Annotated in this window: 24 protein-coding genes; 13 read left to right on the plus strand and 11 right to left on the minus strand. The window is 68.6% G+C overall.

The annotated features are described in order from the left end of the window. The first annotated feature begins 76 nt into the window (after positions 1-76). The 3 genes from IG65_RS0104700 (at position 77) to IG65_RS0104710 (ending at position 2305) form a co-directional block, all read left to right on the plus strand. Positions 77-601: a DMT family transporter gene (locus tag IG65_RS0104700; RefSeq protein WP_030513576.1), complete on the plus strand. Its 525-nt coding sequence runs from the start codon at positions 77-79 to the stop codon at positions 599-601. After that, entirely contained in the window at positions 598-1101 is a 504-nt protein-coding gene (locus IG65_RS35715; RefSeq protein ID WP_051755346.1) for a DMT family transporter, read from the plus strand. Before IG65_RS0104700 ends, IG65_RS35715 begins: the two co-directional genes overlap by 4 nt. A gap of 109 nt (positions 1102-1210) precedes the next feature. Continuing rightward, the gene (locus tag IG65_RS0104710; protein ID WP_030513578.1) at positions 1211-2305 is read left to right on the plus strand and encodes an adenosine deaminase; all 1095 of its coding nucleotides are present in this window, start codon (positions 1211-1213) and stop codon (positions 2303-2305) included. A gap of 41 nt (positions 2306-2346) precedes the next feature. Here the strand turns inward: IG65_RS0104710 and IG65_RS0104715 are convergent, their stop codons facing one another. The 5 genes from IG65_RS0104715 to IG65_RS0104735 all read right to left on the minus strand — a co-directional run bounded on the left by IG65_RS0104715 (position 2347) and on the right by IG65_RS0104735 (position 5888). Continuing rightward, positions 2347-3609 carry a hypothetical protein gene (locus tag IG65_RS0104715; RefSeq protein ID WP_030513579.1) on the minus strand — a complete coding sequence of 421 codons (1263 nt, stop codon included), beginning with the start codon at positions 3607-3609 and terminating at the stop codon, positions 2347-2349. Positions 3610-3642: 33 nt separating this feature from the next. Continuing rightward, on the minus strand, positions 3643-3975 hold the full coding sequence (locus IG65_RS0104720) for a YbaB/EbfC family nucleoid-associated protein (RefSeq protein WP_030513580.1): 333 nt from the start codon (positions 3973-3975) through the stop codon (positions 3643-3645). Positions 3976-4081: 106 nt separating this feature from the next. Continuing rightward, complete coding sequence (locus IG65_RS0104725) at positions 4082-4432, minus strand: hypothetical protein (RefSeq protein ID WP_030513581.1); 351 nt, start codon at positions 4430-4432, stop codon at positions 4082-4084. Then, a complete protein-coding gene (locus IG65_RS0104730; protein ID WP_030513582.1) occupies positions 4429-5571 on the minus strand; it encodes an NlpC/P60 family protein in 1143 nt (380 codons plus the stop codon). The genes IG65_RS0104725 and IG65_RS0104730 overlap by 4 nt, the downstream gene beginning before the upstream one ends. Beyond that, a complete protein-coding gene (locus tag IG65_RS0104735; protein ID WP_030513583.1) occupies positions 5568-5888 on the minus strand; it encodes a type VII secretion target in 321 nt (106 codons plus the stop codon). Before IG65_RS0104735 ends, IG65_RS0104730 begins: the two co-directional genes overlap by 4 nt. A gap of 146 nt (positions 5889-6034) precedes the next feature. Between IG65_RS0104735 and upp the strand changes: the two genes are divergently transcribed. Further along, positions 6035-6664 carry a uracil phosphoribosyltransferase gene (gene upp, locus IG65_RS0104740; RefSeq protein ID WP_030513584.1) on the plus strand — a complete coding sequence of 210 codons (630 nt, stop codon included), beginning with the start codon at positions 6035-6037 and terminating at the stop codon, positions 6662-6664. A 71-nt stretch (positions 6665-6735) separates the two neighbouring features. Here the strand turns inward: upp and IG65_RS0104745 are convergent, their stop codons facing one another. After that, the gene (locus tag IG65_RS0104745) at positions 6736-8364 is read right to left on the minus strand and encodes a phospho-sugar mutase (protein ID WP_036523136.1); all 1629 of its coding nucleotides are present in this window, start codon (positions 8362-8364) and stop codon (positions 6736-6738) included. Positions 8365-8373: 9 nt separating this feature from the next. Beyond that, positions 8374-9153 carry a purine-nucleoside phosphorylase gene (locus tag IG65_RS0104750; protein ID WP_030513586.1) on the minus strand — a complete coding sequence of 260 codons (780 nt, stop codon included), beginning with the start codon at positions 9151-9153 and terminating at the stop codon, positions 8374-8376. A gap of 101 nt (positions 9154-9254) precedes the next feature. Between IG65_RS0104750 and IG65_RS0104755 the strand changes: the two genes are divergently transcribed. The 4 genes from IG65_RS0104755 to IG65_RS0104770 all read left to right on the plus strand — a co-directional run bounded on the left by IG65_RS0104755 (position 9255) and on the right by IG65_RS0104770 (position 13738). Then, the gene (locus IG65_RS0104755) at positions 9255-10163 is read left to right on the plus strand and encodes a ribonuclease Z (RefSeq protein WP_030513587.1); all 909 of its coding nucleotides are present in this window, start codon (positions 9255-9257) and stop codon (positions 10161-10163) included. An 87-nt stretch (positions 10164-10250) separates the two neighbouring features. Beyond that, positions 10251-10952, plus strand: a complete 702-nt coding sequence (locus IG65_RS0104760) for an enoyl-CoA hydratase-related protein (RefSeq protein ID WP_030513588.1) — start codon at positions 10251-10253, stop codon at positions 10950-10952. A 45-nt stretch (positions 10953-10997) separates the two neighbouring features. Further along, positions 10998-12326 carry a M20 family metallopeptidase gene (locus IG65_RS0104765; protein ID WP_081879254.1) on the plus strand — a complete coding sequence of 443 codons (1329 nt, stop codon included), beginning with the start codon at positions 10998-11000 and terminating at the stop codon, positions 12324-12326. Between the two features lie 248 nt (positions 12327-12574). Continuing rightward, the gene (locus tag IG65_RS0104770; protein ID WP_030513590.1) at positions 12575-13738 is read left to right on the plus strand and encodes a M20 family metallopeptidase; all 1164 of its coding nucleotides are present in this window, start codon (positions 12575-12577) and stop codon (positions 13736-13738) included. Between the two features lie 62 nt (positions 13739-13800). Here the strand turns inward: IG65_RS0104770 and IG65_RS0104775 are convergent, their stop codons facing one another. Further along, positions 13801-14283 (minus strand): gamma-glutamylcyclotransferase, encoded by a 483-nt coding sequence (locus IG65_RS0104775; protein WP_030513591.1) that lies wholly within the window; start codon positions 14281-14283, stop codon positions 13801-13803. A 201-nt stretch (positions 14284-14484) separates the two neighbouring features. Between IG65_RS0104775 and IG65_RS0104780 the strand changes: the two genes are divergently transcribed. From IG65_RS0104780 to IG65_RS0104795, 4 genes are all read left to right on the plus strand, one after another. Continuing rightward, positions 14485-15903 carry an NAD(P)H-quinone dehydrogenase gene (locus IG65_RS0104780; protein ID WP_255359445.1) on the plus strand — a complete coding sequence of 473 codons (1419 nt, stop codon included), beginning with the start codon at positions 14485-14487 and terminating at the stop codon, positions 15901-15903. Positions 15904-16257: 354 nt separating this feature from the next. Then, positions 16258-17403 (plus strand): hypothetical protein, encoded by a 1146-nt coding sequence (locus IG65_RS0104785; RefSeq protein WP_231509054.1) that lies wholly within the window; start codon positions 16258-16260, stop codon positions 17401-17403. Between the two features lie 84 nt (positions 17404-17487). Further along, complete coding sequence (locus IG65_RS35720) at positions 17488-18684, plus strand: hypothetical protein (protein ID WP_051755348.1); 1197 nt, start codon at positions 17488-17490, stop codon at positions 18682-18684. An 85-nt stretch (positions 18685-18769) separates the two neighbouring features. Further along, positions 18770-19945 (plus strand): PLP-dependent aminotransferase family protein, encoded by a 1176-nt coding sequence (locus tag IG65_RS0104795; protein ID WP_030513595.1) that lies wholly within the window; start codon positions 18770-18772, stop codon positions 19943-19945. A 325-nt stretch (positions 19946-20270) separates the two neighbouring features. On the opposite strand, the gene glpK is transcribed toward IG65_RS0104795, so the two are convergent. Continuing rightward, on the minus strand, positions 20271-21770 hold the full coding sequence (glpK, locus tag IG65_RS0104800) for a glycerol kinase GlpK (RefSeq protein WP_030513596.1): 1500 nt from the start codon (positions 21768-21770) through the stop codon (positions 20271-20273). 132 nt (positions 21771-21902) lie between these two features. Between glpK and IG65_RS0104805 the strand changes: the two genes are divergently transcribed. Further along, positions 21903-23651 carry a glycerol-3-phosphate dehydrogenase/oxidase gene (locus tag IG65_RS0104805; protein WP_030513597.1) on the plus strand — a complete coding sequence of 583 codons (1749 nt, stop codon included), beginning with the start codon at positions 21903-21905 and terminating at the stop codon, positions 23649-23651. A 3-nt stretch (positions 23652-23654) separates the two neighbouring features. Here IG65_RS0104805 and IG65_RS37585 read toward each other — a convergent pair whose 3' ends face one another. Then, a complete protein-coding gene (locus tag IG65_RS37585; protein ID WP_156055485.1) occupies positions 23655-23828 on the minus strand; it encodes a hypothetical protein in 174 nt (57 codons plus the stop codon). A gap of 118 nt (positions 23829-23946) precedes the next feature. After that, complete coding sequence (locus tag IG65_RS0104815; RefSeq protein ID WP_030513598.1) at positions 23947-24753, minus strand: DNA-formamidopyrimidine glycosylase family protein; 807 nt, start codon at positions 24751-24753, stop codon at positions 23947-23949. Positions 24754-24793: the final 40 nt, after the last annotated feature.

Consider the following 24793-nt stretch of genomic DNA (forward strand, 5'->3'; position numbering starts at 1 on the left):
ACGACCGCAGAATCCGGCTGGTGAGCACCGCCTGCGTGCGGCGGCATTCGTTGTCACCTAGCGAAGGACGTGTCTCGTGGGTGCTGTCGCTCTCGGACTGATCTTCTTGTTCATCCTGGCCGCCGGCGGATTACGGTCCGTCGAGGTCGGATGCCAGAACACACAGAAATTCCATCTGAAGAACATGTGGCTGTGCGCGGTGGTGTCCTACGCCGTCGCGCTGGCCGGATTCTCGGTCTTCCTCGTGATCTCGACCGTGGTGTCGCACTCGCCGTGGCCGACGTGGGCCGATGTGGAACGGATGCCCTGGTGGGCGCCGTTCGGCGGGCTGATCGGCGGTGTCGCGGTGATCGGCATGATCACCGTGGCCAAATATGTCGGTGTCGCCACCTTCAACGCCGTCGTCATCGTGGCCGAAATGCTGGTCGCGCTGGTGATGGACGACCTGGGCGCGATGGGTTTCGCCGAGCGGCACGCGACGCCGCCGCGGTTGCTGGCCGCGGCGCTGATCACCGTGGCGGTGTATCTCATGGCCAGCGATTCCCGGGAGGCGGCGCCCCGGCCACCCGAGTTCGTGCCGGCGGGGGAGGCAGCGCGATGACCGCCCGCACCCCCGTTCGGCGGGCGGCGCTCGGCCGCGGGGCGATGATTCTCGTCTTCGTCCTGATGCTCGTCGGCGGCGCCCTGCGCTCGGTCGAGGCCGGCTGCCAGAACTCGCTGAAACTCGCCCTGCACAACGTCTTTCTGTGCGGCGTGATCTCGTACGCGGTGGCACTCGCCGGTGTCGGCGCGATATTCGCTGTGACACTGGCGATTTCGCCGCATCAGCCGTGGCCGTCCCGATCGGATCTGAAGACGATGCCCCGATGGGCTCCCTTCGGCGGGCTCACCGGCGGCGCCGCCATCTTCGCGATGATCACGGTGGCCTCCGGCGTCGGAGTGAGCACCTTCAACGCCCTGATCATCGCCGGTCAGATGCTGCTCGCGGCGGCCATGGACCATTTCGGTGTCATGGGCTTCCCGCGCCGGCCGGTCAGCGCGCAGCGACTGGCGGGCTGTGCGCTGATCGTCGTGGGCGCCTATCTGATGGCCAGGTACTGACCCGAGTCCGGCTACATGCGGGCGACCGCCGGGCAACGACAGGCCGGCGGGCAGATGCACACCCGGCAAGTTGCCTGCACGGGCCCGCGAATGCGGATAGCGTCGTTACATGACTGGACCGATGCCTTTGACTCTCGCCTCGATCCGCCAGGCCCCCAAGGCCGTGCTGCACGACCATCTCGACGGTGGCCTGCGTCCCGCGACCGTGCTCGAACTGGCCGAGGACTGCGGATACGACCAGCTACCCGCCACCGACGCGCAGGCCCTGGCGCAGTGGTTCCGCGAAGCGGCCGACAGCGGATCGCTCGAGCGCTATCTGGAGACCTTCGCGCACACGGTGGCGGTGATGCAGACCCCGGAGGGACTGCGGCGGGTGGCGCGCGAATGCGCACTGGACCTGGCCGCCGACGGGGTAGTGTACGCCGAGGTCCGCTTCGCGCCCGAACAGCATCTCGAACGCGACCTCACTCTCGACGAGGTCGTCGAGCACACCCTGGCCGGCTTTCGCGAGGGCGAGCGGCTGGCCGCCGAAGCCGGCACTCCCATCCGGGTGACCTGCCTGCTCACCGCCATGCGTCACGCCGCCCGCTCGCGTGAGATCGCCGAGTTGACGGTGCGCTTCCGCGACCGCGGAGTCGGCGGATTCGACATCGCCGGAGCCGAGGCGGGCTATCCGCCCTCGCGGCATCTGGACGCCTTCGAATACATGCGCGCCAACTGCGCGCAGTTCACCATCCACGCCGGGGAGGCGTTCGGGCTGCCGTCGATCCACGAGGCGCTGGCGTTCTGCGGCTGCGATCGGCTCGGGCACGGGGTGCGGATCACCGACGACATCTTCGACAGCGACGGCTCCGAGCCCACCCTCGGGCTGGTGGCCAATTACGTTCGCGACAAACGGATTCCGCTCGAGCTGTGTCCCTCGTCCAATGTGCAGACCGGTGCCGTGCCGGCTCTGGACAAGCATCCGTTCGACCTGCTGGCGCGGTTGCGGTTCCGGGTCACCGTCAATACCGACAACCGGCTCATGAGCGATACCGACATGAGCCGGGAAATGCTGAAGCTGGTCGAAACCTTCGGCTACGGCTGGAGCGATCTGGAGCGGTTCACGATCAACGCCATGAAGTCGGCGTTCATCCCGTTCCCCGACCGGCTGCGCATCATCGACGAGGTGATCAAGCCCGGTTACGCCGTGCTGATCGGATGACCGCCGCATCCCCCCGTCGATGACCGCGCCTCGGGAACCGGTTAGCCCTTCTCCAGCCGGTTCTCGAAGGCCTGCTCCAGCGCTCGCCAGCTCTCGGCCTCGGCGGTGAACGGCGGACTCGGCGCCAGCCGGGTCGGGTCCGGCTCCAGCAGGTAGGAGACGTACCAGCCCAGCGGCGTCGACTTCGCCAGCGCCTGCTCTACCGAGTCGTCACCGACGTAATCGGCTGCGTCGGTGAACAGTTCGACCGCCAGATCGAGCTGGTCGATATCGACCGCCTTGGGTCCCTGGCCCAGGTCGTCGGCCAGGCCCGGCAACACGTAGACGTTCTCCTCGGTGACCTCGACCTCGAGCGAGCCGTCGACCGCCGCCGTGCGAACCTCGCCGTAGGTGCTGACCCGCGCCAGGTCGTGGTCGTGATCGTCGGCCAGGTAGCGAGCCAGCGCGCGCTCGGAGGGGAAGACGGTGATGGTGCCGTCGTGGCCGAGGAACACCGGCTCGTCGTCCAGATAGCAACGCAGGGTGAAGAATTCGCCTTCGGACGTGACGATCTTGACCGGGTCGATGCCGACCTCGTGCCAGAAGGTCTCCTCTTCGTCCTCGTCGTCGTCCTCGTCGGTGTCCTCGTCCTCGTCGAGGTCGACCGGCTCGATATCGTCGTCGTCGGTGTCGGCGGCGTCCTCGGCGTCGACGACGTTCTCCTCGGCGGCCAGCAGTTCCGCCTCGGCCACGGCCAGCGCTTCCTGGTCGACATCCGGAGAGGCCACCACGGAATCGATGGCATCGATGACCCGGTCCCAGTCCTTGGCGATCGCGTTGCCGACCTGGTCCCACAGCTGTTCGCCGTCGCGGCCGACGAACGCGGTCACACCCGCCGGCAGAGCGCCGAGGACGGGATGCGAGCCGAAGAACTTGGTGACCACCTCGAGTTCGCACACCTCGCCGATGGTGCGGACCATCTCGAGGGTCTCTTCGAGTTCGGCGATGGTCTCGGGGTCGGGTTCACCGGCCGCGAGTTCGGGGACGCCGACCAGATCGAAGACGTGCTCCTCCTGGGGTTCGAGCTCGGCGGCGGACAAACCGACGACGACCTTCCAGGACGGATGGTCCACCAGATCGTTGTCGTCGTTGGTCCGGATGAACGCGGCGAGCTCCGCGGGGGAGTCGAATCCGTAGAGCTCGTCCTCGTGACCGAGGAATGCCTCCCACTCGTCGTCACCGTCTCGCCAGCGCGGTGCCCACAGGGTGACCAGATCGCCGTCGGTGAGACCGAGCTCGATCGGGACGATGTCTCCAGAAGCCATGACCGGAAGCCTATCGAGCCGTCGCCTTCGGCACTATTCGGCCCGCCCCCCAACGTTTCCCGATTCGGGCGCGGTGAAGGCGGAATTGAGGGTGGCGACCACCTCCGAGCGCTGCTCTCCCGCATTCTGCGCCGCCTGCTGGCACGCCCAGATGATCAACTGGCCCACTTCGGCCGGAGAATGCGAGGTGACGGCCTCGGACAGGTCCAGGCCGACCAGGGCGCCGTCGCTGTCGACCTCGACGCTCACCGAACCGTCCTCGGCGGTGAACCGGCCGCGCACGTTCTTCAGGTTGTAGAGCGCCGCCTCGAGGGCCTCGAGTTTGTTCGTCGCCGCGGCGACGAGGGCATCCATTTCCGCGCTCACAGTGCGTCCTTTCCGGCAGATGCGCCAACGCTCATGCTGTGCTTATCAAGCGTATGAACGGGGCGCCGCGTGGTTACGCGCCGCTGCCTGCTTCGCGCCCGACCGTTCATACGGGCCTCATCCAGCTGGTGGGGCCGGTGTCCTCGTCGTCCATGCGGTCGAGTTCGTCGACGGCTTCCTGGCGGGTGGGCAGGCCCAATTTGTCCAGGATCTCGGTGGGCATCCCGGATTCGGCGAGCAGTTCGCGCCGGCGGGCCTTGGCGACGATCGCCGACCGCTTGGTCAGCCGCAGAATCTCCGCGGCCAAAGCCTGTGCGCCGTAGCGGTATTCGCTGCGCTCGAATTTGATCTCCACCGGAATGCCCTGATCGGTGGCCCGCACACTGATGGTGCCGGCGCGATTGGTGCTGGCGGCGACCGTGACGCTCGGGATCTGCTGATGCTGCGGCTGGCTCATGACGTCGGCCTGTAGAACCCGTGGAACGCCATTCCCATGTTCTCCGTTCGAATCGGGTCGATCTGCACCGGATCACCGGCCTCGACCATCTGTCCGTTACCGACGACCATCGCGACGTGACCGTCCCAGATGGCCAGATCGCCCGGCATGACATCGCCCGGGCTCACCGGTGTGGCGCCGGCACTCTGGTCACAGGCGAGTCGGGGCAGGTCGACGCCGGCCTCGCCGTAGGCCCACTTGGTCAGGCCGCTGCAGTCCAGGCCGGCCCCGGGGGTGTTGCCGCCCCAGACGTACGGCGTGCCGCAGGCGCTGATCGCGGCCTTGACCGCGGTGGCGGCCTTCTGATTGGGCGCCTCGACCTGGCTGCCGTCGGGCAGGGTGATCATGACGCCGCCGTGGCGGCCAGGCTTGTCGGCGCCGGACTGCTGGGCTCCGGGAGTCCTCGTGCCGCCCGAGCTCGACCGCGACTGCGTCGCCGCGGAGGCCGGGCTGGTCATGCTGCTCATCATCGAACCGCCGCTCGATACCAGACCGCCGAGCAGTGAGCCGGCCGTCTGCGCACCGGTGCTCAGCGCGGGTGCGGCGGCAGCGGCCGCGGCCACCGGAGCGCTCGACATGGACGGCGTCGGCGGGGGCGGGGTGAGGTCGTTCATGGAGGTGGTGTGCGTGTCGAGCTCCGACCGCACCCGGCCGACCACGCCCAGCGCCTGGCCGAAATGATCGATCGCGGAATTCACCACGGTGATCAGTCCCGGGGGAGTCGTCACCGCGGGCCCCAGCGCCGTGACCGACTGCACGAACGACTGGACGATTCCGTCGAGTTCCTTCTGGCCCGTCTGCACCGAGGCGGCGGCCTGGCTGACCACGTCGGCCATATCGTTGCCGCGATCCGACATCGCGGCCGCCGAGGTCTGCACCTTGAGCGCCTTGTCCATCGCCGCGTCGCCACCACCGCCGTTCCAGGCGTTGGTCATCTGATTGATGCTCGCGCTACCGGCCTGATGAATTCCGTCGAGATGGGTGGACACCTGGCGCAGCGCATCGGCCGGGCCGCCGGCGGGCAGCACCCCGGAGCCGAAGCTGGTGAGCAGATCGATGAGTGGCTGGGCGAGTGCGTCGAGATCGATGACGCCCGTCATCCGATCGGGCCTTCCGCGGCGCGCAGGGCGGCGGCGTGGGCGGCGTCGGTTTCGGAATAGGTGGCGGCGGCGCCCGTCGCGGCGGCCCCCACACTGCCCATCACCGCGGACAGTTCGCCGATCCCCGCGACATGCCCGGCATGGGCCGCGGCATAGGCAGCGACGAAATCGCCCCCCACCAAACCGAAGATCGGACCGAGCAGGACCGGGTCGGCGCCGACGGCGCCCGCCGCGGCCACACCCATTTCACCGGCCAGTCCCGCAGCTGTGGCACCGTAGGCGGCGACGCCCTCGGTGTCGACCGAGATCCTGTGCATCAACATCCCCCATCGTGCTGGTCTGGTGGCAGATTACGTCATCCGAGTAGTTCGACGCATGCCCCTGCGCAACGGTTCCCACTCCGGTTGCGGAAATCCGCCCTCGGTTGCCGATTTCCAACCCCGACAGACCTTATCGTTCCCTCATGCGTACGCATATCGTGGAACACCCGCTGACGGTCACCCTCCTGACGACCATGCGCGATGCCCGCACACCCAACGCGGGATTCCGGGCGGCACTGGCCGATCTGACCGGATTCCTCGTCTACGAAGCGCTGCGGGAAGCCCCGACCCACACCTTCGACATCGACACCCCGGTCGCGCCGACCCGGGGCGCCCGGCTGGCGCAACCACCGCTGCTGGTGCCGGTGTTGCGCGCCGGCCTCGGCATGGTCGACGCCGCCAGTGCCCTGATTCCGGAATCCCGTGTCGGTTTCGTCGGCGTGGCGCGCGACGAGCAGACCCATCGGCCGGTGCCGTACATGGAATCGCTGCCCGCGGACCTGTCGGGCCTGCCGGTCTTCGTCCTCGATCCGATGCTGGCCACCGGTGGATCGATGCGCCACACCCTGGAACTGCTGTCCGCCCGCAACGCCACCGACATCACCGCCATCTGCGTCGTCGCCGCCCCGGAAGGCATTGCCGCGCTGGAGAAATCGGGTCTGCCGGTGCGACTGGTGACCGCCGCGGTCGACTCCGGACTCAATGCCGACGCCTTCATCGTGCCGGGGCTGGGTGACGCCGGCGACCGCCAATTCGGTCCGCGCCACGACTGATGCCGCCCGCCGCCGGGTGGCATCCAGCCGAACCGCGGGATCGGTAGGGTTCGCGCGGAGGGCTCAGCTGTTCACAACTTCTCGCAGAACTCGCGCAGTGCCGAGAGTCGTTGTGCTGCAACTGCTTTCGACGAAGTCAGCGAGTCGCGGTCGCGAACCGGCTCGACGACCTCCAGATAGCATTTGAGTTTCGGCTCGGTACCCGAGGGGCGGATGACGATGCGCTGCCCCTCGCCTTCGAAGATCAAGGCGTCGGTGCGCATCCGGCCGCGAACCGTGGACAGGTCGGTGCAGGTGACGGGCACGCCCGCGATGACATCGGGCGGCGTATCGCGCAGGCGGGCAACGGCTTGCGCGGCGGCCGCCTGATCGGCCAATCGCAGCGAGACCTGGTCGCCGGTGTGCAGCCCGAATTCCACGGCGTAGTCGTCGAGGACGTCGAGCAGGGAACGCCCCTGCTCGCGCAGGCGGGCGGTGAGGTCGGCGGCGGCGACGGCGGCGGTGATGCCGTCCTTGTCGCGCACGGCAGCCGGGTCGACGCAGTGGCCGATGGCCTCCTCGTAGGCGTACACGAGGCCCTCCCCGGCGCGGGCCAGCCATTTGAATCCGGTGAGCGTTTCGGCGTAGCGGGCCCCGCGCGCCGGCGCGAGTTTCCCCAGCAGTCGCGACGATACGACGGTGGTCGCGACCAGCGCGTCCGGTGCCGCGTTGCGCAGGACGTAATCGGCCAGCAGCACACCGGTTTCGTCGCCGCGCAGCATGCGCCACCCGTGCGGACCGGGGACCGCGAGCGCGCAGCGATCGGCATCGGGATCGAGTGCGACGGCGAGGTCGGCGTCGATCTTCTCCGCCAGTGCCAGCAGCAGATCGGCGGCGCCGGGTTCCTCCGGATTCGGGAACGCCACGGTCGGGAAGTCCGGATCGGGTGCGAACTGTTCCTCGACCACATGGACGTCGTGGAACCCGGCGGCGGCCAGCGCGGCCACCGCCGTCTCGCCGCCGACGCCGTGCATGGGAGTCAGCGCGATCCGGATATCGGGGCGCTGCACCGTCATTCGGTCTCCAGCAAGCGGTTCACCGTCCCGATCCTCGTTCACGGTGTGGTGGCCCGCATGGACCGGAATCGTTCGCGCGCCGCCGATCGCCTCGGGCACGGCAGCGGCTCGCGCCAGGTAGCGGCGAACGAGTTCCTCGCCGAGTTCGGCTCGCCCGGCATCATCGGGCAGCGACAGGATCGACGGTGAGGGGGCGCCGGCGGCCGGATCGGTGCGGGCGATCGGTTCGGTGACCGCATCGATACAGCGCTCGATCTCGGTGTCGGCGGGCGGGATCAGCTGCGAACCGCCGTCCAGATAGAGCTTGTACCCGTTGTCCGTGGCGGGGTTGTGGGACGCCGTGATCTGCACGCCGGCCACCGCACCCAGCTCCCGTACCGCGAACGCCACGATCGGCGTCGGCAGCGGCCGTGGCAGGAGCAGCACCGAAAAGCCCGCTGCGGCAAACACTTCCGCGGTGACCGTAGCGAACTCCGCGGAGCCGTGCCGGGCGTCGCGACCGACGATCACCAGACCACCGCCGAGGCAGCGGTCCCGGAGCCACGCCGCCACACCGGCGCTCGCGCGTGCCACGGTGCCGGCGTTCATCCCGTCCGGCCCCTCCTGGAGCGGGCCGCGCAGACCTGCCGTTCCGAATCGCAACATGGCGCCCGCCTACAGCCGTTCCAGCACACCGCGCAACAATTTGCCCAATCTCGGTGCGGCGGCCTGCCCTTCGGCGAGTACCTCCTGGTGGGACAGCGCTGCGCCGGTCACGCCCGCGGCCAGATTGGTCACCAGCGATATGCCCAGCAGGCGCAGCCCCAGCGAGCGGGCCGCGATCGCCTCCAGCACGGTCGACATGCCGACCAGATCGGCGCCCATGCCGCCGAGCATGCGGATCTCGGCGGGCGTCTCGTACTGCGGCCCGTTCAGGCCCGCGTAGACGCCCTCACTCAGCGACGGGTCGATTTCCCTTGCCAGCGTGCGCAATTCGGGATCCCAGGCATCGACCATGTTCACGAACGCGGCACCGGTGAGCGGAGTGCGCCCGGTGAGATTGAGGTGATCGCTGATCAGCACGGGCTCGCCGACGCGCAGGCCCGGGCGGATACCGCCCGCGGCGTTGGTGAGGATCACCGTCTCGGCGCCCGCCGCGGCCGCCGCGTGCACCGCGTGCACCACCCGATGCGGTTCGTAGCCCTCGTAGAGGTGCTGGCGGCCCATCATCAGCAGCACCGGCACCTCGCCGACGTCCACCGAATGCACGATGCCCTGATGGCCCTGCGCCGTCGGCGGTTCGAAGCCGGGCAGCTCGGTCATCGGAATCGACGCCCGCGGCGCTCCGATCTCGGTGGCGGCGGACTGCCAGCCGGATCCGAGCACCACCGCGACCCGATGGTGCGTGACTCCCGTACGTGTGGCGATCGCCTCGGCGGCCTGTTCGGCAAGCATGCGCCCACGATAGTGCGCCGACGGACCGGTTGTGCGCGTCGCCGGCCGGACACGACCACCGCCGCCGGGCGCGGTCGCCGGGGCGGGGGCAGGATGGTGCCGTGCGTGAACTCGTGGTCCTCGGGACGGCCAGTCAGGTGCCGACCCGTCGACGCAATCACAACGGATATCTGTTGCGCTGGGACGGTGACGGCCTGTTGTTCGATCCCGGCGAGGGGACGCAGCGGCAGATGCTGTTCGCGGGGGTTTCGGCGAGTGGCATCACCCGGATCGGGCTGACGCACTTCCACGGTGATCACTGCCTGGGCCTGCCCGGGGTGCTGGCGCGGCTGAATCTGGACCAGGTGACCCATCCGGTCGACATCTGCTTCCCGGGATCGGGCGCCGATCTGCTCACGCACCTGCGCGGGGTGGTACCCGCGTTTCCGGGTTTGCGCGAACATCCGATCGACGCGGACGGTCCGGTGCCGCTGCCCGACGCGCCGTTCACCTTCGAGGCCGTGCGGCTGTCGCATCGCATCGACACCTTCGGCTACCGGCTGGTCGAACCCGACAGCCATCGGATCCTGCCGGAGCGGCTCGCCGAACTCGGCCTGGCGGGTCCGGTGGTCGGGGCACTGCAGCGCGAGGGCGCGGTGCGACTGCCCGACGGTCGCACGGTCACCGTCGACGAGGTCTCGGCCCCGCGCCCCGGACAGTGCTTCGCCTTCGTGATGGACACCCGAATGTGTTCGGGCATAGCCGAATTGGCCGAAGGCGCCGATATGCTCGTCATCGAGTCGACCTTCCTGGAGGCCGAGGCGCAGCTGGCCGACGATTTCGGCCATCTCACCGCGGGGCAGGCGGCACGCGTGGCCGCGGAGGCGGGCGTGCGCACCCTCGTCCTCACCCATTTCTCGCAGCGCTACGGCGATCTGTCCGGACACCGGGCCGAGGCGGAGCGGTATTTCGACGGGGAGCTGGTGATCGCCGAGGATCTGATGCGGGTGCCGATCCCGCCACGTCGCTGACCGTAGCCAGCCGGTGATGACAACTCGTCGGTAACTTGGCCGGGGGTGTGATGCGGCCGTTCATACGGAGCTGCATATTCTCTGCCTATGCCGTACTTGGACCGTGACGGGGACGTATTCGTGCTCTACCTCGGCAACGAGGGTCAGACCGACAGCGAGAACCGCTTCCACCCCGACTGGATCGACGCCTTCCACGCGAAACTGGACGAGGTAGAGGCCGCCGAGGGGCCGGCGGCGCTGGTCACGGTGGCCACCGGAAAGTTCTTCAGCAACGGCCTGGACACCGACTGGCTGTTCGGCAACATGGACAAGATGCACTGGTACCTGGACCGGGTGCATTCCGTCTTCAGCCGGCTGCTGGCCTTCGGCATGCCGACCGTCGCCGCGCTGAACGGCCACGCCTTCGGCGCCGGCGCCATGCTGGCCACCTCGCACGACTTCCGGGTGATGCGCTCGGATCGCGGGTACTGGTGCCTGCCCGAGGTTCACCTGGGGATGCCGTTCACGGTCGCGATGAACGCGCTCGTCACCGAACGGCTGACCAATCAGGTCGCGCTCGAGGCGATGACCACGGGCCGGCGCTACGGCGCCGCCGACGCGATCGCCGCGGGCATCGTCGACGAGGCGGCCGAGGCGGACGGCGTCCTGGCCGCGGCCGTGGCGCGGGCCGCGGCACTGACCGGCAACCGCAAGCCGAATCTGCCGGTCATCAAGCGTGCGCTGCACGGACGGGCGCTCGCGGGCCTGAATACCCCGACCACACCGGAGAATCTCGCCTTCGGCTCCTGATAACCCGATGATCATCGCGTGGCGCACAGTGCGAGACTGTGTGCCATGCCACGCAGCGGGGACGAACGCAGCTGGAGTCGAACGGGCCGGTCGGCGCACCGGGCCGCGGCGCCCGGCTGCGCCCGCGCCGACGATGCCGATGCCGACGATGCTCGTGCCGACGATTTCGACGCGCAGGTGGCCCCGGCCGATCCTGCCCTCCTCGCCGCCGCCGATGCCGCGGTCACGGCCGCCGAATCGGATCTGATCGCCCTCTCGCATTCCATTCACGCCGAACCCGAGCTGGCGTTCGCCGAGCACCGCAGTGTCGCCAAGACGCTGGTCCCGCTGCGTGAGCGCGGATTCGGTATCGAGACGCCGGTCGCGGACCTGGACACCGCCTTCGTCGCCACCTACGGCAGCGGTGATCTGGTGGTCGGAATCTGCGCCGAATACGACGCGCTGCCCGAGATCGGTCACGCCTGCGGCCACAACATCATCGCCGCGGCGGCGGTGGGCGCGGGCCTGGCCCTGGCCGAGGTGGCCGATCGGTGCGGCCTCACCGTGAAGGTGTTCGGCACGCCGGCCGAGGAGAGCGGCGGCGGCAAGGTGCTGATGCTCGAGCGCGGGGTCTTCGACGGGGTCGCGATGGCCCTGATGGTGCACCCGGGTCCGCTGGACATCGTGGGTGCGCGGTCGCTGGCGCTGGCCGATCTGTCGGTGTCCTTCCACGGCCGCGAGGCACATGCCAGCGCCGCGCCGGAGTACGGTCGCAACGCCGGGGACGCCGCCACCGTCGCGCAGGTCGCACTGGGTCTGCTGCGTCAGCATCTGCGCCCCGGCCAGCAACTCCACGGTATAGTCGAGTCGGGCGGTGTTGCCCCGAATATCGTGCCCGGCTATGCGGAACTGTTGTATTACCTGCGGGCAGACGATTCCGCATCCCTCGACGATCTGCTGCAGCGCGCCTCGGCCTGTTTCGAGGCGGGAGCGCTGGCGACCGGATGCACCCATGAAATCCGGGCGCTGGCGCCCACATATACCGAGCTCACGCCGGATTCCGCACTACTGTGTGCCTACCGCGAGCAAATCATCGGTATGGGTCGCATGCCGCTCGCGCCGGACCTCGAGGCAGCACGGCCGCTGGGCAGTACCGATATGGGCAATGTCACCAACGTCATTCCCGGCATCCACCCGGTTATCGGCATCGAGGCGAACGGCGCGGTGACACACCAGCGGGAGTTCGCCGCGGCCTGTGTGACGCCGTCGGCCGATCTCGCGGTGGCCGACGGGGCGCGGGCACTGGCCCGTACCGCAATCCAGGTTGCGGGCGATCAACTACACAGGGACAGGTTGTTGGAGCGCAGTATTCAGCGACAGGAGGAAATTCGGTGAGCACGATCGGCCGGTCATCACCGGCGGGCCGCGAAGGAGATGCCGCGGCGGGTCGCGGCGACGACACCGCCACCGGTTCGGAGGACGACTCCGCGACCGGTGCGCGCCCTTCCGCGGCGGCGGGTCGCACAGCAGCAGCCCCGGGTCTGCAGAGCAAGGCGGCCACACCGGGCCTGCAGGGCAAGGCGCTGGGCCCGGAGGCCGGTACGTGTCGGCACACCGGGCTCGCGACCGGACGGCAGGCGGAGATCACGGCCGGACAGGCGGCGGTCGAGGCGTGGCTGCGGGACCACGGTGACGATCTGATCGGCTGGCGCCGCCACATCCACGCCAATCCGGAACTGTCCCGCGCCGAGCACGGCACCACCGAATTCGTCGAGTCCTGGCTGGTGAAGGCCGGTCTGGAACCGCGCAAACTGCCCACCGGCACCGGTTTGATCTGCGATATCGGCCCGGCGGGGCCACGCCTGGCCCTGCGCGCCGATATGGATGCGCTTCCGCTGCAGGAGTACACCGGCCGGCCGTTCGCCTCGACCGTCCCCGGGATATCCCACGCCTGCGGCCACGACGCGCACACCGCGATTCTGCTCGGCACCGCCCTGGCCCTCGCCGAGATGGACGAACTGCCGATCGGCGTCCGGCTGGTCTTCCAGCACGCCGAGGAGGTCATGCCCGGCGGTGCCATCGATATGGTCGCCGCCGGTGCGATGGACGACGTCTCGCGGGTGTTCGCCCTGCACTGCGATCCCCGGCTCGAGGTCGGCCGGATCGGGGTGCGGGTCGGAGCCATCACCTCGGCCGCCGACACCGTGGAACTGGTGCTCGACTCGCCGGGCGGGCATACCTCCCGGCCGCATCTGACCAGCGATCTGGTCTATGCCATCGGCACCGTCATCACCGGCCTGCCGGGTCTGCTCAGCCGTCGCATCGATCCGCGAACCAGCACGGTGATGGTGTGGGGCGCGGTATCGGCGGGTAAGGCGCCCAATGCGATTCCGCAGACCGGCATGCTTACCGGGACCGTGCGGACCGGGGATCACACCACCTGGTCGCTGCTCGAGCCGATGGTCCGCGAAATCGTCGACGGGCTGCTCGCCCCCACCGGCGTGCGGTATCAGCTGAACTACAAGCGCGGCGTGCCGCCGGTGGTCAACGACGAATTCTCCACCCGGATGTTCGAGGACGCGATTCTCGGTCTGGGCCCGGACGCGCTCTCGGATACTCCGCAGTCGGGCGGTGGCGAGGACTTCTCCTGGTACCTCGAGGAGGTTCCGGGTGCGATGGCACGGCTGGGCGTGTGGTCGGGCGAGGGCCCGCAACTGGACATCCACCAGCCGACCTTCGACATCGACGAGCGCGCGCTGGCGGCCGGCGTGCGCGTGATGACCAATCTGGTCCTGCAGGCACGCTGACCGGGCGGCCCGCCGGGTGCGAACTCGGCGGGCTGTTCGGCCCTATCCCCGCGGTTGTTCGGCTACATCGAGCCGAAAGTCCCCGGACCGACGTTACGGCTGTTGCGGGTGCGCAGCGCGTGGACGTAATCGGCCGGGGCTCCGGCCTTTTCGGCCGCGTCGGCGATCACACCGATGTAGCGGGCCGAGGGCAGCCCGCCCTCGTAGGCATCCAGCACGTACAGCCACGCCAAACCCGGCTGCGTACCCGTGCCCGAATTGGGCGATACCCGGAGCCGGATCTTCTTGTGGATACCGAAATCCGAACCCTCCCACCGGTCGAGGCTCTGCTCGTCCTCGGCGGAGACGTCGTACAGCACGACGAACACCCGGGAGCCCGGATCCTCGACCACCGTCGCGAGCGGCCCTTCCCAGCCGATGTCGTCGCCGGCGAAGGTCAGGCGCCACCCTTCCAGCCAGCCCGTTCCGGAGACGGGGGAGTGCGGACAGCGCTTGAGCATCTGCTCCGGGTCCATATTGGATCCGTAGGCGGCGTATATCGGCACCTGGCAAGAGTATCGAATGTAGGGACCGCTTGTTTCGATCCGGCCGGGTTCGGGCCCTGCCTGTCTTCGGCGGGGCGGGTGAATGTCCGGAGAATTGCCGGAAGGTGACACGCGCAACGTCACCCATGACGCGGTCAAAACTGTGAGGAGCAGGACCGATAACGTTGACGGCAGTGCCGGAGATCCCGGCCGGACGGCTCGATAGCGGAGGTACACATGGCCCGCATTGCAATCATCGGGGGCGGCCCCGCCGGCTACGAGGCGGCGTTGGTGGCAGCTCAGCACGGAGCCACGGTCACCGTGATCGACTCCGACGGTATCGGTGGCGCATGCGTGCTGTGGGACTGCGTCCCGTCCAAGACCTTCATCGCTTCGACCGGGGTGCGCACCGATCTGCGCCGCGCGCGTGATCTGGGCATCACGGTGCACATGGCGCAGGCGCAGGTGCGATTGTCGGAGGTGAACTCCCGGGTGAAGGCGCTCGCGCAGGCGCAGTCGTCCGACATCCGGTCCAAACTGCAGGCCGCCGGAGTCACCATCCTCAACGGCCGCGGTCAGCTGATCGACCAGATCGCCGGTCTGGCCACACATCTGGTGCGCACGACGCTCGCCGACGGCACCGAACGGGTGATGGAGGCCGAGATCGTCCTGATCGCCACCGGCGCCAGCCCGCGGGTGCTGCGCGGCGCCGAACCCGACGGTGAGCGCATTCTCACCTGGCGTCAGCTCTACGACCTCAAGGAGCTGCCGGAAACGCTGGTCGTGGTCGGCTCGGGTGTCACGGGCGCCGAATTCGTCTCCGCGTACACCGAGATGGGCGTGAAGGTGAAGCTCGTCTCCAGCCGCGACCGGATGATGCCGGGCGAGGACGCCGACGCCGCGCTGGTCCTCGAAGACGCCCTGGCCGAACGCGGCGTGGAGCTCGTCAAGCAGGCCCGGGCCGACGCCGTCGAGCGGACCGCGGACGGGATCGTGGTCAAACTGTCCGACGGGCGCACGGTGACCGGCTCCCATGCGCTGATGACGGTCGGTTCCACGCCCAATACCCAGAATCTGGGCCTCGAGCGCATCGGCATCGAACTCGACCGCGGCGGCTATCTGCGCGTCGACCGCGTCTCGCGGACGGCGGTGCCCGGGATCTATGCCGCCGGCGACTGCACCGGGCTGCTGCCGCTGGCCTCGGTCGCGGCGATGCAGGGCCGGATCGCGATGTATCACGCGCTCGGCGAGGGCGTGCAGCCGATCCGGTTGAAGACGGTCGCCTCCGCGGTGTTCACCCGGCCCGAGATCGCCACGGTCGGTGTCAGCCAGACCGCGATCGACAACGGTGAGGTGCCCGCGCGCACGGTGATGCTGCCGCTCAACACCAATCCGCGGGCCAAGATGTCGGGCCTGCGACGCGGTTTCGTGAAGATCTTCTGCCGTCCCGCCACCGGCGTGGTGATCGGTGGCGTGGTGGTCGCGCCCATCGCCTCCGAACTGATCCTGCCGATCGCGATCGCGGTACAGAACAACCTGACGGTGAACGACCTGGCACAGACGTTCTCGGTGTACCCGTCGCTGTCCGGATCGGTCACCGAGGCGGCGCGGCAATTGATGCGTCACGACGACCTCGATTAGTGGGCGGCCGCTGTTTCAAATGTGCTGCCCCGCTTGACGTTTTGCCGGACGGAGTGCGGCTTCCCACAGCCGGGTAGCACCAGTTGCCTGAAACTTGTTCGTGTGGTTCACTTCCGGCAGAGATGTCAGTGGTGGGCGGTTGGCAGGTTCACGTGCGGGGGGAATGCAATCTTTCCCGGGCCGGGAATCCGCGAGCGGCTCGCGGACCGCAGCAGGGTGCGGGCCGGACATCGATGAGGGACCAATGGAGACGGCCCCATCGGACGGCGTTCGTCGGTCGGTGGCAGTGGCCGAGCTCGGGAAAGGGATTGCGAGACAGTGAAACATCGTAAGCCGAGTCGGGCGCAGCGAGCGATGGCCACGACGTCGTTGCCACTGGCCACCGCGGCCGCCGTGGCAACCATCCTCGCGTCGGGTACGGCGAGTGCCGCGCCGGCCGATCAGCCGAGCGTGCCGACCACTCCGGCGCAGCCGGGCGCCACCAACGAGGCCCCCGCGCAGGACAGCAACAACAACGGCCAGAGCCAGAACGCGCCGGGCACGCAGGAGAACGCCCCGCAGCAGAACGGCACTCAGCAGAACGGGCCGCAGCAGAACAACAACCAGCAGAACGGGACCCAGCAGAACGGGCCCCAACGCAACGGCAATCCGCAGCCGGGCGTCACCACCCCCAATCAGCCGGGTGTCACCACGCCGAACCAGCCGGGCGTCACCACCCCGCAGCCGGGCGTCACGACCCCGAACCAGAACGCGCCGAAGCCGGACCAGAACCTGGCCTCGCCGACGCAGCCGGGTGTGACCACCCCGCGTGTCGCGCCGCTGCCGGTGCCGGGTCAGGGCAGCCAGGTGCAGCCGGCCGTCGTTCCGGACCAGCCCACCCCGAACGGTCAGGCCGACCAGCTGAAGCCGGGGCAGCAGTCGCCGGACCAGACCGTGGGCACCCCGAACAAGCCGCAGTCGCACGACGGCAGCATGGACACGCTGCGTAGCCAGCAGGGGAACTCGGCCCCTTCGCAGCAGGCGCAGTGGACCTCTCCGAGCCTGCAGTCCGCACCGGCCGCGCCGGTCGTGCAGATGAACGGCCCGCACACCGAGGTCGGCGCCAACGTCGACGGCGGCGGGCTGCTGCCGGGCTACGTGGCCAACACCCACCACTTCAGCAACCTCGACGGGTATGTCGGCACGGTCGGCTACAGCACTCCCAACGGGGTGGGCGACGCCGGTGTGTCGGTGGAGTTCGTCGAGGCGAACAAGGTCAAGATCACCTCGTACACCCACGCCACCGGCTTCGACGACATGAAGTCCGAGAGCTACGTCGACACCACCCAGGCCAATGCGGCCAAGGCGGCCGTCGAGGGCTGGATCAAGCAGCAGCCGGGTGGCGCCGCGGCACTGGATGCGGCCGCTCAGATTGGTAGACTCCCGCAGGGTGATATCGCTCCGCAAACGGTGAATGTCGCTGGTGCGACCACACAGTGGGGTCGCACGGTCCAGTACTGATCCAGTACTGATACAGACTGAATCGGCGCGTGGGGCGGTCGTTCGCGACCGCCCCACGCGTGTGTCTCGGGGAAGGAACGGGTGATGGCCTCCGGCGACGATCAGGGCCGGGACGAAGGCGAGTCGGAATTCGGCCCGCCGGTTTCCGGATTCGGACCACCGCTGAACGATTTCGGGCCGCCGACGGGTGAAACGGGTGCGGTCGGCTGGGCGCCGGTCGGAGAACCGGAACGTCCCACACTGGGCTGGCAGCCCGCCGACACTCCCGCGACGCCGTCCGTCCCGCCGCCGCCCGCGCAGTACCGCGCGCCGGATTCGACCGCGGCGCCCGAAACCGTTCGCCACCCGGCACCGGAGGCACCACGCGCGCCCGAAACCGTGCGGACGCCCGCGCCGGAAACCATGCGGACGCCCGCGCCGGAAACCATGCGGACACCCGCGCCCGAAACCCGCCGCATTACCGAGCCGCCGCACGGCACGGACGCGGCACGTGCCCCGGAGACGGTGCGCCACCCCGACGCCGGCGGTGCCGACGCGGACCGCGGAACCTGGTGGCGCGCAGACGATTCCGGCTTCCCACCCACCCCGCCGCGCGAAACCACGGGCTCGCTGTGGGACGACGACGAGCTGGCCAAGAAGCTCACGGTGCCGCGCGGTGGCGCCGAGCAGAAATCGGGTTCGGGCTCGTTGTGGGACGACGACGAGCTGGCCAAGAAGCTCGCGCCGTCGCGGCCGGTGCCCGGACCGGAACCCGCCGAGGCCGGCCGCAACAAGACGGTCCTGATCGGCGGCATCGGCGCGGCGGTCGTGCTGATCGTGGCGTTGATCGTGGTTGTCGTCTTCGCCACGAGCGGTGGTGGCGACAAGTCCGACAATGCGCAGGCCGGTGGTGCGACCAATGCAGCCGACGGCACCGGCTGCCAGGCCCGCACCGAGGGCAATCTGGTCTACGGCAACGGACCCGGCGACACCTCGAGCGGTGCGAACGCAATCTTCGGCTACCAGCACGCGTATTACACCGATCGCAATGCCGAGAAGGCGCACACCTTCATCGCTCCTGGGGCGAACGTGCAGGCCCCGCCGGACCTGCAGAAGACCATCGACGAGCACATCCCGAAGGGCACGACGTACTGCCTGCGGATCGCGACGACCGCGCCCAACCAGTTCAACGTCGAGGTCTCGGAGTTCCACCCCGACGGTACGAAGTCGTTGTATCTGGAGGTCATCACGACCGTGAATCAGGAAGGCCGGAACCTCATCCAACTGATCCAATCGTTCTAAATCTCACAATATGAGAATCTGAGTTCATATTGTGGATGCCGCTGTGCGAAAGTGGAGGTACCACCCTTTTCGCTCGGAGGTTTCCATGTCGCCGCATACTCCACCCCTGTCCCGACGGCTGGGCGGTCTGCAGAGTTCGGCGATTCGGGATCTGCTCAAGCTGACCTCCCGGCCGGACATCGTCAGCCTGGCCGGGGGCCTGCCCGACGAACAGCTGATGCCGCGCGATGCCATCGCCCGCGCCGCGGAGTCGGCGCTGGCCGACCCGTCCCGGTTGCAGTACACCGAGTCCGCGGGTTGGGGGCCGCTGCGTGAGGTGCTCGCCTCGCGGGAGTCGGTGCGACTCGGCCGGCCGGTGCCGGTGGAGGAGATCTTCGTCACGCACGGTTCGCAGCAGGCTCTCTCGCTGCTGGGTGAGGTCTTGCTGGATCCGGGCGCTCTCGTAGTGGTCGAGGATCCGGCCTACGTCGGTGCGTTGCAGGTGTTCCGCGCGGCGGGGGCGCGGATCGTGGCGATTCCGCTGGATTCCGACGGTATGCGTGTCGACGCTCTAGCCGAGCTGCTCGAGCGCGGCGAGCGTCCGGCGCTGGTGCATACGGTGAGCAATTTCCACAATCCGCGGGGTGTGACGCTGAGCCCGCAGCGTCGTCGCGAACTGGCGGCGCTGGCCGAACGCTACGGCTTCTGGGTGGTCGAGGACGATCCGTACGGCGAGCTCTGGTTCGATCGCCCCGCGCCGCAGGCCGTTGCCTCCTACTCGCCCAACGTGATCCGGCTGTCGAGCGCCTCGAAGATCCTGGCGCCGACACTGCGGGTGGGCTGGATGATCGCCCCGAACGCGGTGTGCCGTGGCGTGGAATTGCTGAAGCAGGGCGCCGATCTCTGCGGTTCGGCGCTCACCCAGCAGATCGCCGCGGACCTGCTGGCCGACGAGCCGTGGCTGGGTGCCCACCTGGACAAGGTGCGCGGCATCTACGGCGAGCGTGCCACCGCCCTGGTGAACGCGGTTCGCACCCGTTTCGGCGACCGGGTGGTGAGCACCGACGCCGCCGGCGGCATGTTCGTGTGGCTCGACTTCACCGACGGCACCGACACCGTCGAACTGCTCCCGCGCGCGATCGACCACGGCGTGGCCTACGTCCCGGGCTCCGCCTTCGCGGTCTCGCAGCCCTACCGTGGCTCGATGCGCCTGTGTTTCACCACGTCGGATGCGGCGACGTTGGAGCATGCGGTCGACCGGCTCTTCGCCGCCGCAGAGTGATCCGTTACCTCGATTACGCACTAGCGCAATAGTTTTCGCAATTGCGCAGTAGTTGATCTTGCCGTTACGATCCATGTGGACTCAAGGGAGGGAGAATGTGATGTCCGCAAAGGTTGTTTTCGGGGTAGCGATTGTCGTGTCACTCATCGGGTTCGCGCCGAGCGTGGCAGCGGCAAGTGGTCCTTGTCAGCCAGGTGTATCGACAAACTGCACGTCGACACCGCCGCCGCCGCAGTGTCAGCCTGGAGTGTCGACGAGATGCCCGCGGTGACTGGTAGTGCGTCACGGTAGCGTCGACGGTCAATGACACTACGGGTGGGCTGGCTTACTCAGCCCACCCGTAGGTGCGTTCGACGGCCTTGTTCCACTCGGCGTAGAGGCGTTCGCGGTCGGTGTCGGACATGGTCGGCTGCCATACCTTGTCCTCGGACCAGTTGGCGCGGATGTCGTCGGTTCCGGACCAGTAGCCGACGGCCAAGCCGGCCGCGTAGGCGGCGCCGAGCGCGGTTGTCTCGGTGATCACCGGCCGCACCACCGGCACATCCAGGATGTCGGCCTGGAATTGCATGAGCAGTTCGTTGGCCACCATGCCGCCGTCGACCTTGAGAGTGGTCAGTTCGACGCCGAGATTCTCCGCCTCGGCGTCGGCGCGCATCGCGTCGATCACCTCGCGGGTCTGAAATGCGGTGGCCTCCAAGACCGCTCGGGCCAGATGCGCCTTCGTGACGAAGCGGGTGAGTCCGCTGATCACGCCGCGCGCGTCCGGCCGCCACCGCGGTGCGAACAGACCGGAGAAGGCGGGCACGATATAGGTGCCGCCGTTGTCGTCGACACTGCTGGCCAGCGATTCGATCTCGGCCGCGGATTCGACGATGCCGAGGTTGTCGCGCAACCACTGCACCAGGGATCCGGTCACCGCAATCGAACCCTCCAGCGCGTACACCGCGGGCTGGTCGCCGAGCCGGTAACAGACCGTGGTCAGTAGGCCGTGCGTGCTGAATACCGGAGTGGTACCGGTGTTGAGCAGCATGAAATTGCCGGTTCCGTAGGTGTTCTTCGCCTCGCCCGGCGACAGGCACGCCTGCCCGAAGGTCGCGGCCTGCTGATCGCCCAAAATGCCGGCCACCGGAACCCCGGCGAGCGGTCCGGCGGAGATCTCGGCATACACCTCCGAGGAGCTGTGGATCTGGGGCAGCATCGAGACGGGGATGCCGAACTCCGCGCAGATCTGCGAATCCCATTGCAACGTCTCGAGATTCATCAGCATCGTGCGGGAGGCGTTGGTGACGTCGGTGAGGTGGCGGCCGGTCAGCTTCCACAGGATCCAGCTGTCCATGGTGCCGAAGCACAAATCCCCGGCCTCCGCGCGGGCGCGCACCCCCTCGACGTTGTCGAGGATCCAGCGCAGCTTGGGGCCGGCGAAATACGTGCTCAGCGGCAGTCCGGTCCGGTCGGCGTAGCGCGCGGGACCGACGTCGCCGGCCAGCTCGTCGCACAGCGCCGCGGTGCGGGTGTCCTGCCAGACGATGGCGTTGGCCACCGGCTTCCCGGTGGCGCGCTCCCAGACCAGGGTGGTTTCGCGCTGGTTGGTGACGCCGACCGCGGCGATGTCCCCGGCGCCGATCCCGGCGTCCTCCAGGGCGGCGCCGATCACGAATTCGGTGTTGCGCCAGATGGTTTCGGCATCGTGCTCCACCCAGCCCGGCCGGGGGAACAACTGCTCGTGCTCACGCTGCCCGAGGCCGGCGATGCGGCCGGAGCGGTCGAACACGATGCACCGGCTCGAGGTTGTCCCCTGATCGATGGCGGCCACGAAGCGTCGCATCCGTGCAGGCTACTAAACCTCGCACGCGCCGCGCATCACATCGCCGCGGGTCCGGCGGTGGACTAGGGTAGTAGCGATTACCGACGGGTAACGCAGGACGATCCCACCGAACAGTGCGGAGGAAGTCGAGCGATGAACGAGAAATCACACGGTCAGCACACCGGCGAACTGGGTCCCGAGCAGCGGGAGGCCAGCTGGGAAAGCCTGGGCGCCAAGCATTTCGACGTCATCGTGGTCGGTGGCGGGGTCGTCGGCGCGGGCATCGCCCTCGATGCCGCCACGCGGGGCCTGGAAGTGGCCCTGGTGGAGGCGCGCGATCTGGCCTCGGGCACGTCGAGCCGTTCGTCGAAGATGTTCCACGGCGGCCTGCGCTACCTCGAGCAGCTGGAATTCGGGCTGGTCCGGGAGGCGCTGCGGGAACGTGAGCTCAGCCTCAAGACACTGGCCCCGCATCTGGTGAAACCGCTGCGGTTCCTCTACCCGCTGACCAACCGCGGCTGGGAGCGACCCTACGTCGCCTCGGGACTCGTGCTCTACGACACCATGGGCGGCGCGAAATCCGTTCCGGGACAACATCATGTGACCCGGTCCGGCGCGCTGCGGCTGGCGCCGGGGGTGCGCCGGGACGCGCTGATCGGTGGGGTCACCTACTACGACACCGTGGTCGACGACGCCCGCCACACCATGACGGTGGCCCGCACCGCCGCCCACTACGGCGCGGTGATCCGCACATCGACCCAGGTCGTGGACTTCCTGCGGGAGGCCGACCGGGTGGTCGGAGTGAAGGTGCGCGACAGCGAGGACGGGCGCACCACCGAGGTCCGCGGACATGTCGTGATCAACGCGACAGGCGTGTGGACCGACGAATTGCAGGCGCTGTCGCATGTACGCGGCCGATTCCATGTGCGCGCGTCCAAGGGCGTGCACATCGTGGTCCCGCGCGATCGGATCGCCAGCGACGCCGCGCTGATTCTGCGCACCAAGACCTCGGTGCTGTTCGTGATTCCGTGGGGCAGCAATCACTGGATCATCGGCACCACCGATACCGACTGGAATCTGGACCTGGCCCATCCGGCCGCCACCAAGGCCGATATCGACTATCTGCTCGAACGGATCAACGAGGTGCTCGTCACCCCGCTCACCCACGCCGATATCCAGGGTGTGTACGCGGGGCTGCGGCCGCTGCTGGCCGGGGAGAGCGACGAGACGTCCAAGCTGTCGCGCGAGCACGCGGTGGCGCAGATCGCGCCCGGTCTGGTCGCCATCGCGGGCGGCAAGTACACCACCTACCGGGTGATGGCCTACGACGCGGTGGATATCGCCGTTCACGACATTCCGCAGCGGGTGTCGTCCTCGATCACCGACAAGGTGCCGCTGCTCGGTGCCGACGGTTACTTCGCCCTGCTCAACCAGACGCCGCAGCTGGCGCAGACCTACGGTGTGCACCCCTACCGGATCGAACATCTGCTCAACCGCTACGGTGCCCTGATCACCGACGTACTCGATCTGGCCGAGGGCAAACCCGAACTGCTGCAGCCGATTACGGACGCACCCAGCTACCTGCGGGTGGAGGCGGTCTACGCGGCGGCCGCCGAGGGGGCGCTGCATCTGGACGACATCCTGGCCCGGCGCACCCGGATCTCCATCGAGTTCTCCCACCGCGGCACCGAATGCGCCGACGAGGTGGCGCGGCTGGTGGCGCCGGTGCTGGGCTGGGACGAGGAGCAGATCCGGCGCGAGGTCGGGACGTACAACGCCCGGGTCGACGCCGAGATCAGGTCGCAGACCCAGCCCGACGACGTCTCGGCCGACGCCCTGCGCGCCGCCGCACCGGAACCTCGTCCGGAGATTCTGGAACCGGTGCCGCTTCCGCAGGGATAGCGATCAGGGCGCGGTCGACGTGGGCGCCGAGGTGTGACCGGAATGCACGGGGCCCGTACTCGCCGAGTGCTGCAGGGCATAGGTGAACAGCACCGTGGCCGCGATGGCGATGGCGGTGATCAGCAGCTGGGTGACGAGCCGTGTGCTACGACGCATCGCGGTGCTCGCATATGCCATCTGCCCTGCTTCCCGACCGGTGACGATCTGTGTCGCCCTTATGTCGCGCTCACGCTCCGAAACGTTAGCGGCCGAAAGAATACAGCTATCCATCGGCAAACATTGCGCTTCGTCCCGGTCAGCGGCGAGTCCGGCGTACGACCCTCGGTTCCGGCGTCTCGGGTGCGGGCTGACAGCGGGGGCAGAAGTAGATGCCGCGTTCGGTGGCGGTGGCGGAGGCGGCATCCGGGCCGAACATGCGGACGAGGATCATCGATCCGCAGCGCCGGCAGGGTTGGTGCTGCCGGCCGTAGACCACCGCGGGCCGGGGTGGATGGTGGGCCGCTCGCTCGAGGATGCGGTGCGCGGCGTCGACGAGTCCGGGGAGATCGGGTACGACTGCGACCGGAGTGGCCGGGTGGATCCGCTCGGCGAAACAGATCTCACTGCGGAAGATGTTGCCGACCCCGGCCATGACGGTCTGGTCCAGCAGCGCGAGCCCGATCGGCCGCTCCGGGTCCGCGCGCAGCCGGCGGACCGCCTCGGCCGCATCCCAATTCGGGCCCAGGAGATCCGGGCCGAGGTGATCGATGGCGGTGTGCTCGTCGGCGAGCGGGAGCACCTCGACCAGGCCGAGGGAGAAGCCGACGGCTTCGGTGTCGTCGGTGGCGAGAATCAGGCGCGCGGTGAATCCGGGTTTGGTCCACCGCTGGCCGGGGCGGTAGACCCGCCAGGTGCCCTCCATCTTGAGATGGGTGTGGATGCTGACCTTTTCGGTGCGCACGAACAGGTGTTTGCCGTAGCTGCCGACGCTGTCGACCCGGCTGCCGCGCAGATCGAGCGTGGCATAGCGCGGGACGCGAAAGTCACTGCGAGTCAGCGTCTTTCCCGCCAGCGCGGTTCGCAGCCGGGCCGCCGCGAGGTAGACGGTATCTCCTTCCGGCATTGCCGTTCACCCCCTGTGTCGCCGGAGGATGCGCGCCGGT

The sequence above is a fragment of the Nocardia sp. NRRL WC-3656 genome (assembly GCF_000720265.1).
Classification (GTDB): domain Bacteria; phylum Actinomycetota; class Actinomycetes; order Mycobacteriales; family Mycobacteriaceae; genus Nocardia; species Nocardia nova.

Coding starts and splice junctions, on each gene's coding strand:
- IG65_RS35715 (WP_051755346.1), top strand. CDS start 598: ATGACCGCCCGCACCCCCGTTCGGCGGGCGGCGCTCGGCCGCGGGGCG.
- IG65_RS0104710 (WP_030513578.1), top strand. CDS start 1,211: ATGACTGGACCGATGCCTTTGACTCTCGCCTCGATCCGCCAGGCCCCC.
- IG65_RS0104715 (WP_030513579.1), bottom strand. CDS start 3,609: ATGGCTTCTGGAGACATCGTCCCGATCGAGCTCGGTCTCACCGACGGC.
- IG65_RS0104725 (WP_030513581.1), bottom strand. CDS start 4,432: ATGAGCCAGCCGCAGCATCAGCAGATCCCGAGCGTCACGGTCGCCGCC.
- IG65_RS0104730 (WP_030513582.1), bottom strand. CDS start 5,571: ATGACGGGCGTCATCGATCTCGACGCACTCGCCCAGCCACTCATCGAT.
- IG65_RS0104735 (WP_030513583.1), bottom strand. CDS start 5,888: ATGCACAGGATCTCGGTCGACACCGAGGGCGTCGCCGCCTACGGTGCC.
- upp (WP_030513584.1), top strand. CDS start 6,035: ATGCGTACGCATATCGTGGAACACCCGCTGACGGTCACCCTCCTGACG.
- IG65_RS0104745 (WP_036523136.1), bottom strand. CDS start 8,364: ATGTTGCGATTCGGAACGGCAGGTCTGCGCGGCCCGCTCCAGGAGGGG.
- IG65_RS0104750 (WP_030513586.1), bottom strand. CDS start 9,153: ATGCTTGCCGAACAGGCCGCCGAGGCGATCGCCACACGTACGGGAGTC.
- IG65_RS0104760 (WP_030513588.1), top strand. CDS start 10,251: ATGCCGTACTTGGACCGTGACGGGGACGTATTCGTGCTCTACCTCGGC.
- IG65_RS0104765 (WP_081879254.1), top strand. CDS start 10,998: ATGCCACGCAGCGGGGACGAACGCAGCTGGAGTCGAACGGGCCGGTCG.
- IG65_RS0104785 (WP_231509054.1), top strand. CDS start 16,258: ATGGCCACGACGTCGTTGCCACTGGCCACCGCGGCCGCCGTGGCAACC.
- IG65_RS35720 (WP_051755348.1), top strand. CDS start 17,488: ATGGCCTCCGGCGACGATCAGGGCCGGGACGAAGGCGAGTCGGAATTC.
- IG65_RS0104795 (WP_030513595.1), top strand. CDS start 18,770: ATGTCGCCGCATACTCCACCCCTGTCCCGACGGCTGGGCGGTCTGCAG.
- glpK (WP_030513596.1), bottom strand. CDS start 21,770: ATGCGACGCTTCGTGGCCGCCATCGATCAGGGGACAACCTCGAGCCGG.
- IG65_RS0104805 (WP_030513597.1), top strand. CDS start 21,903: ATGAACGAGAAATCACACGGTCAGCACACCGGCGAACTGGGTCCCGAG.
- IG65_RS37585 (WP_156055485.1), bottom strand. CDS start 23,828: ATGGCATATGCGAGCACCGCGATGCGTCGTAGCACACGGCTCGTCACC.
- IG65_RS0104815 (WP_030513598.1), bottom strand. CDS start 24,753: ATGCCGGAAGGAGATACCGTCTACCTCGCGGCGGCCCGGCTGCGAACC.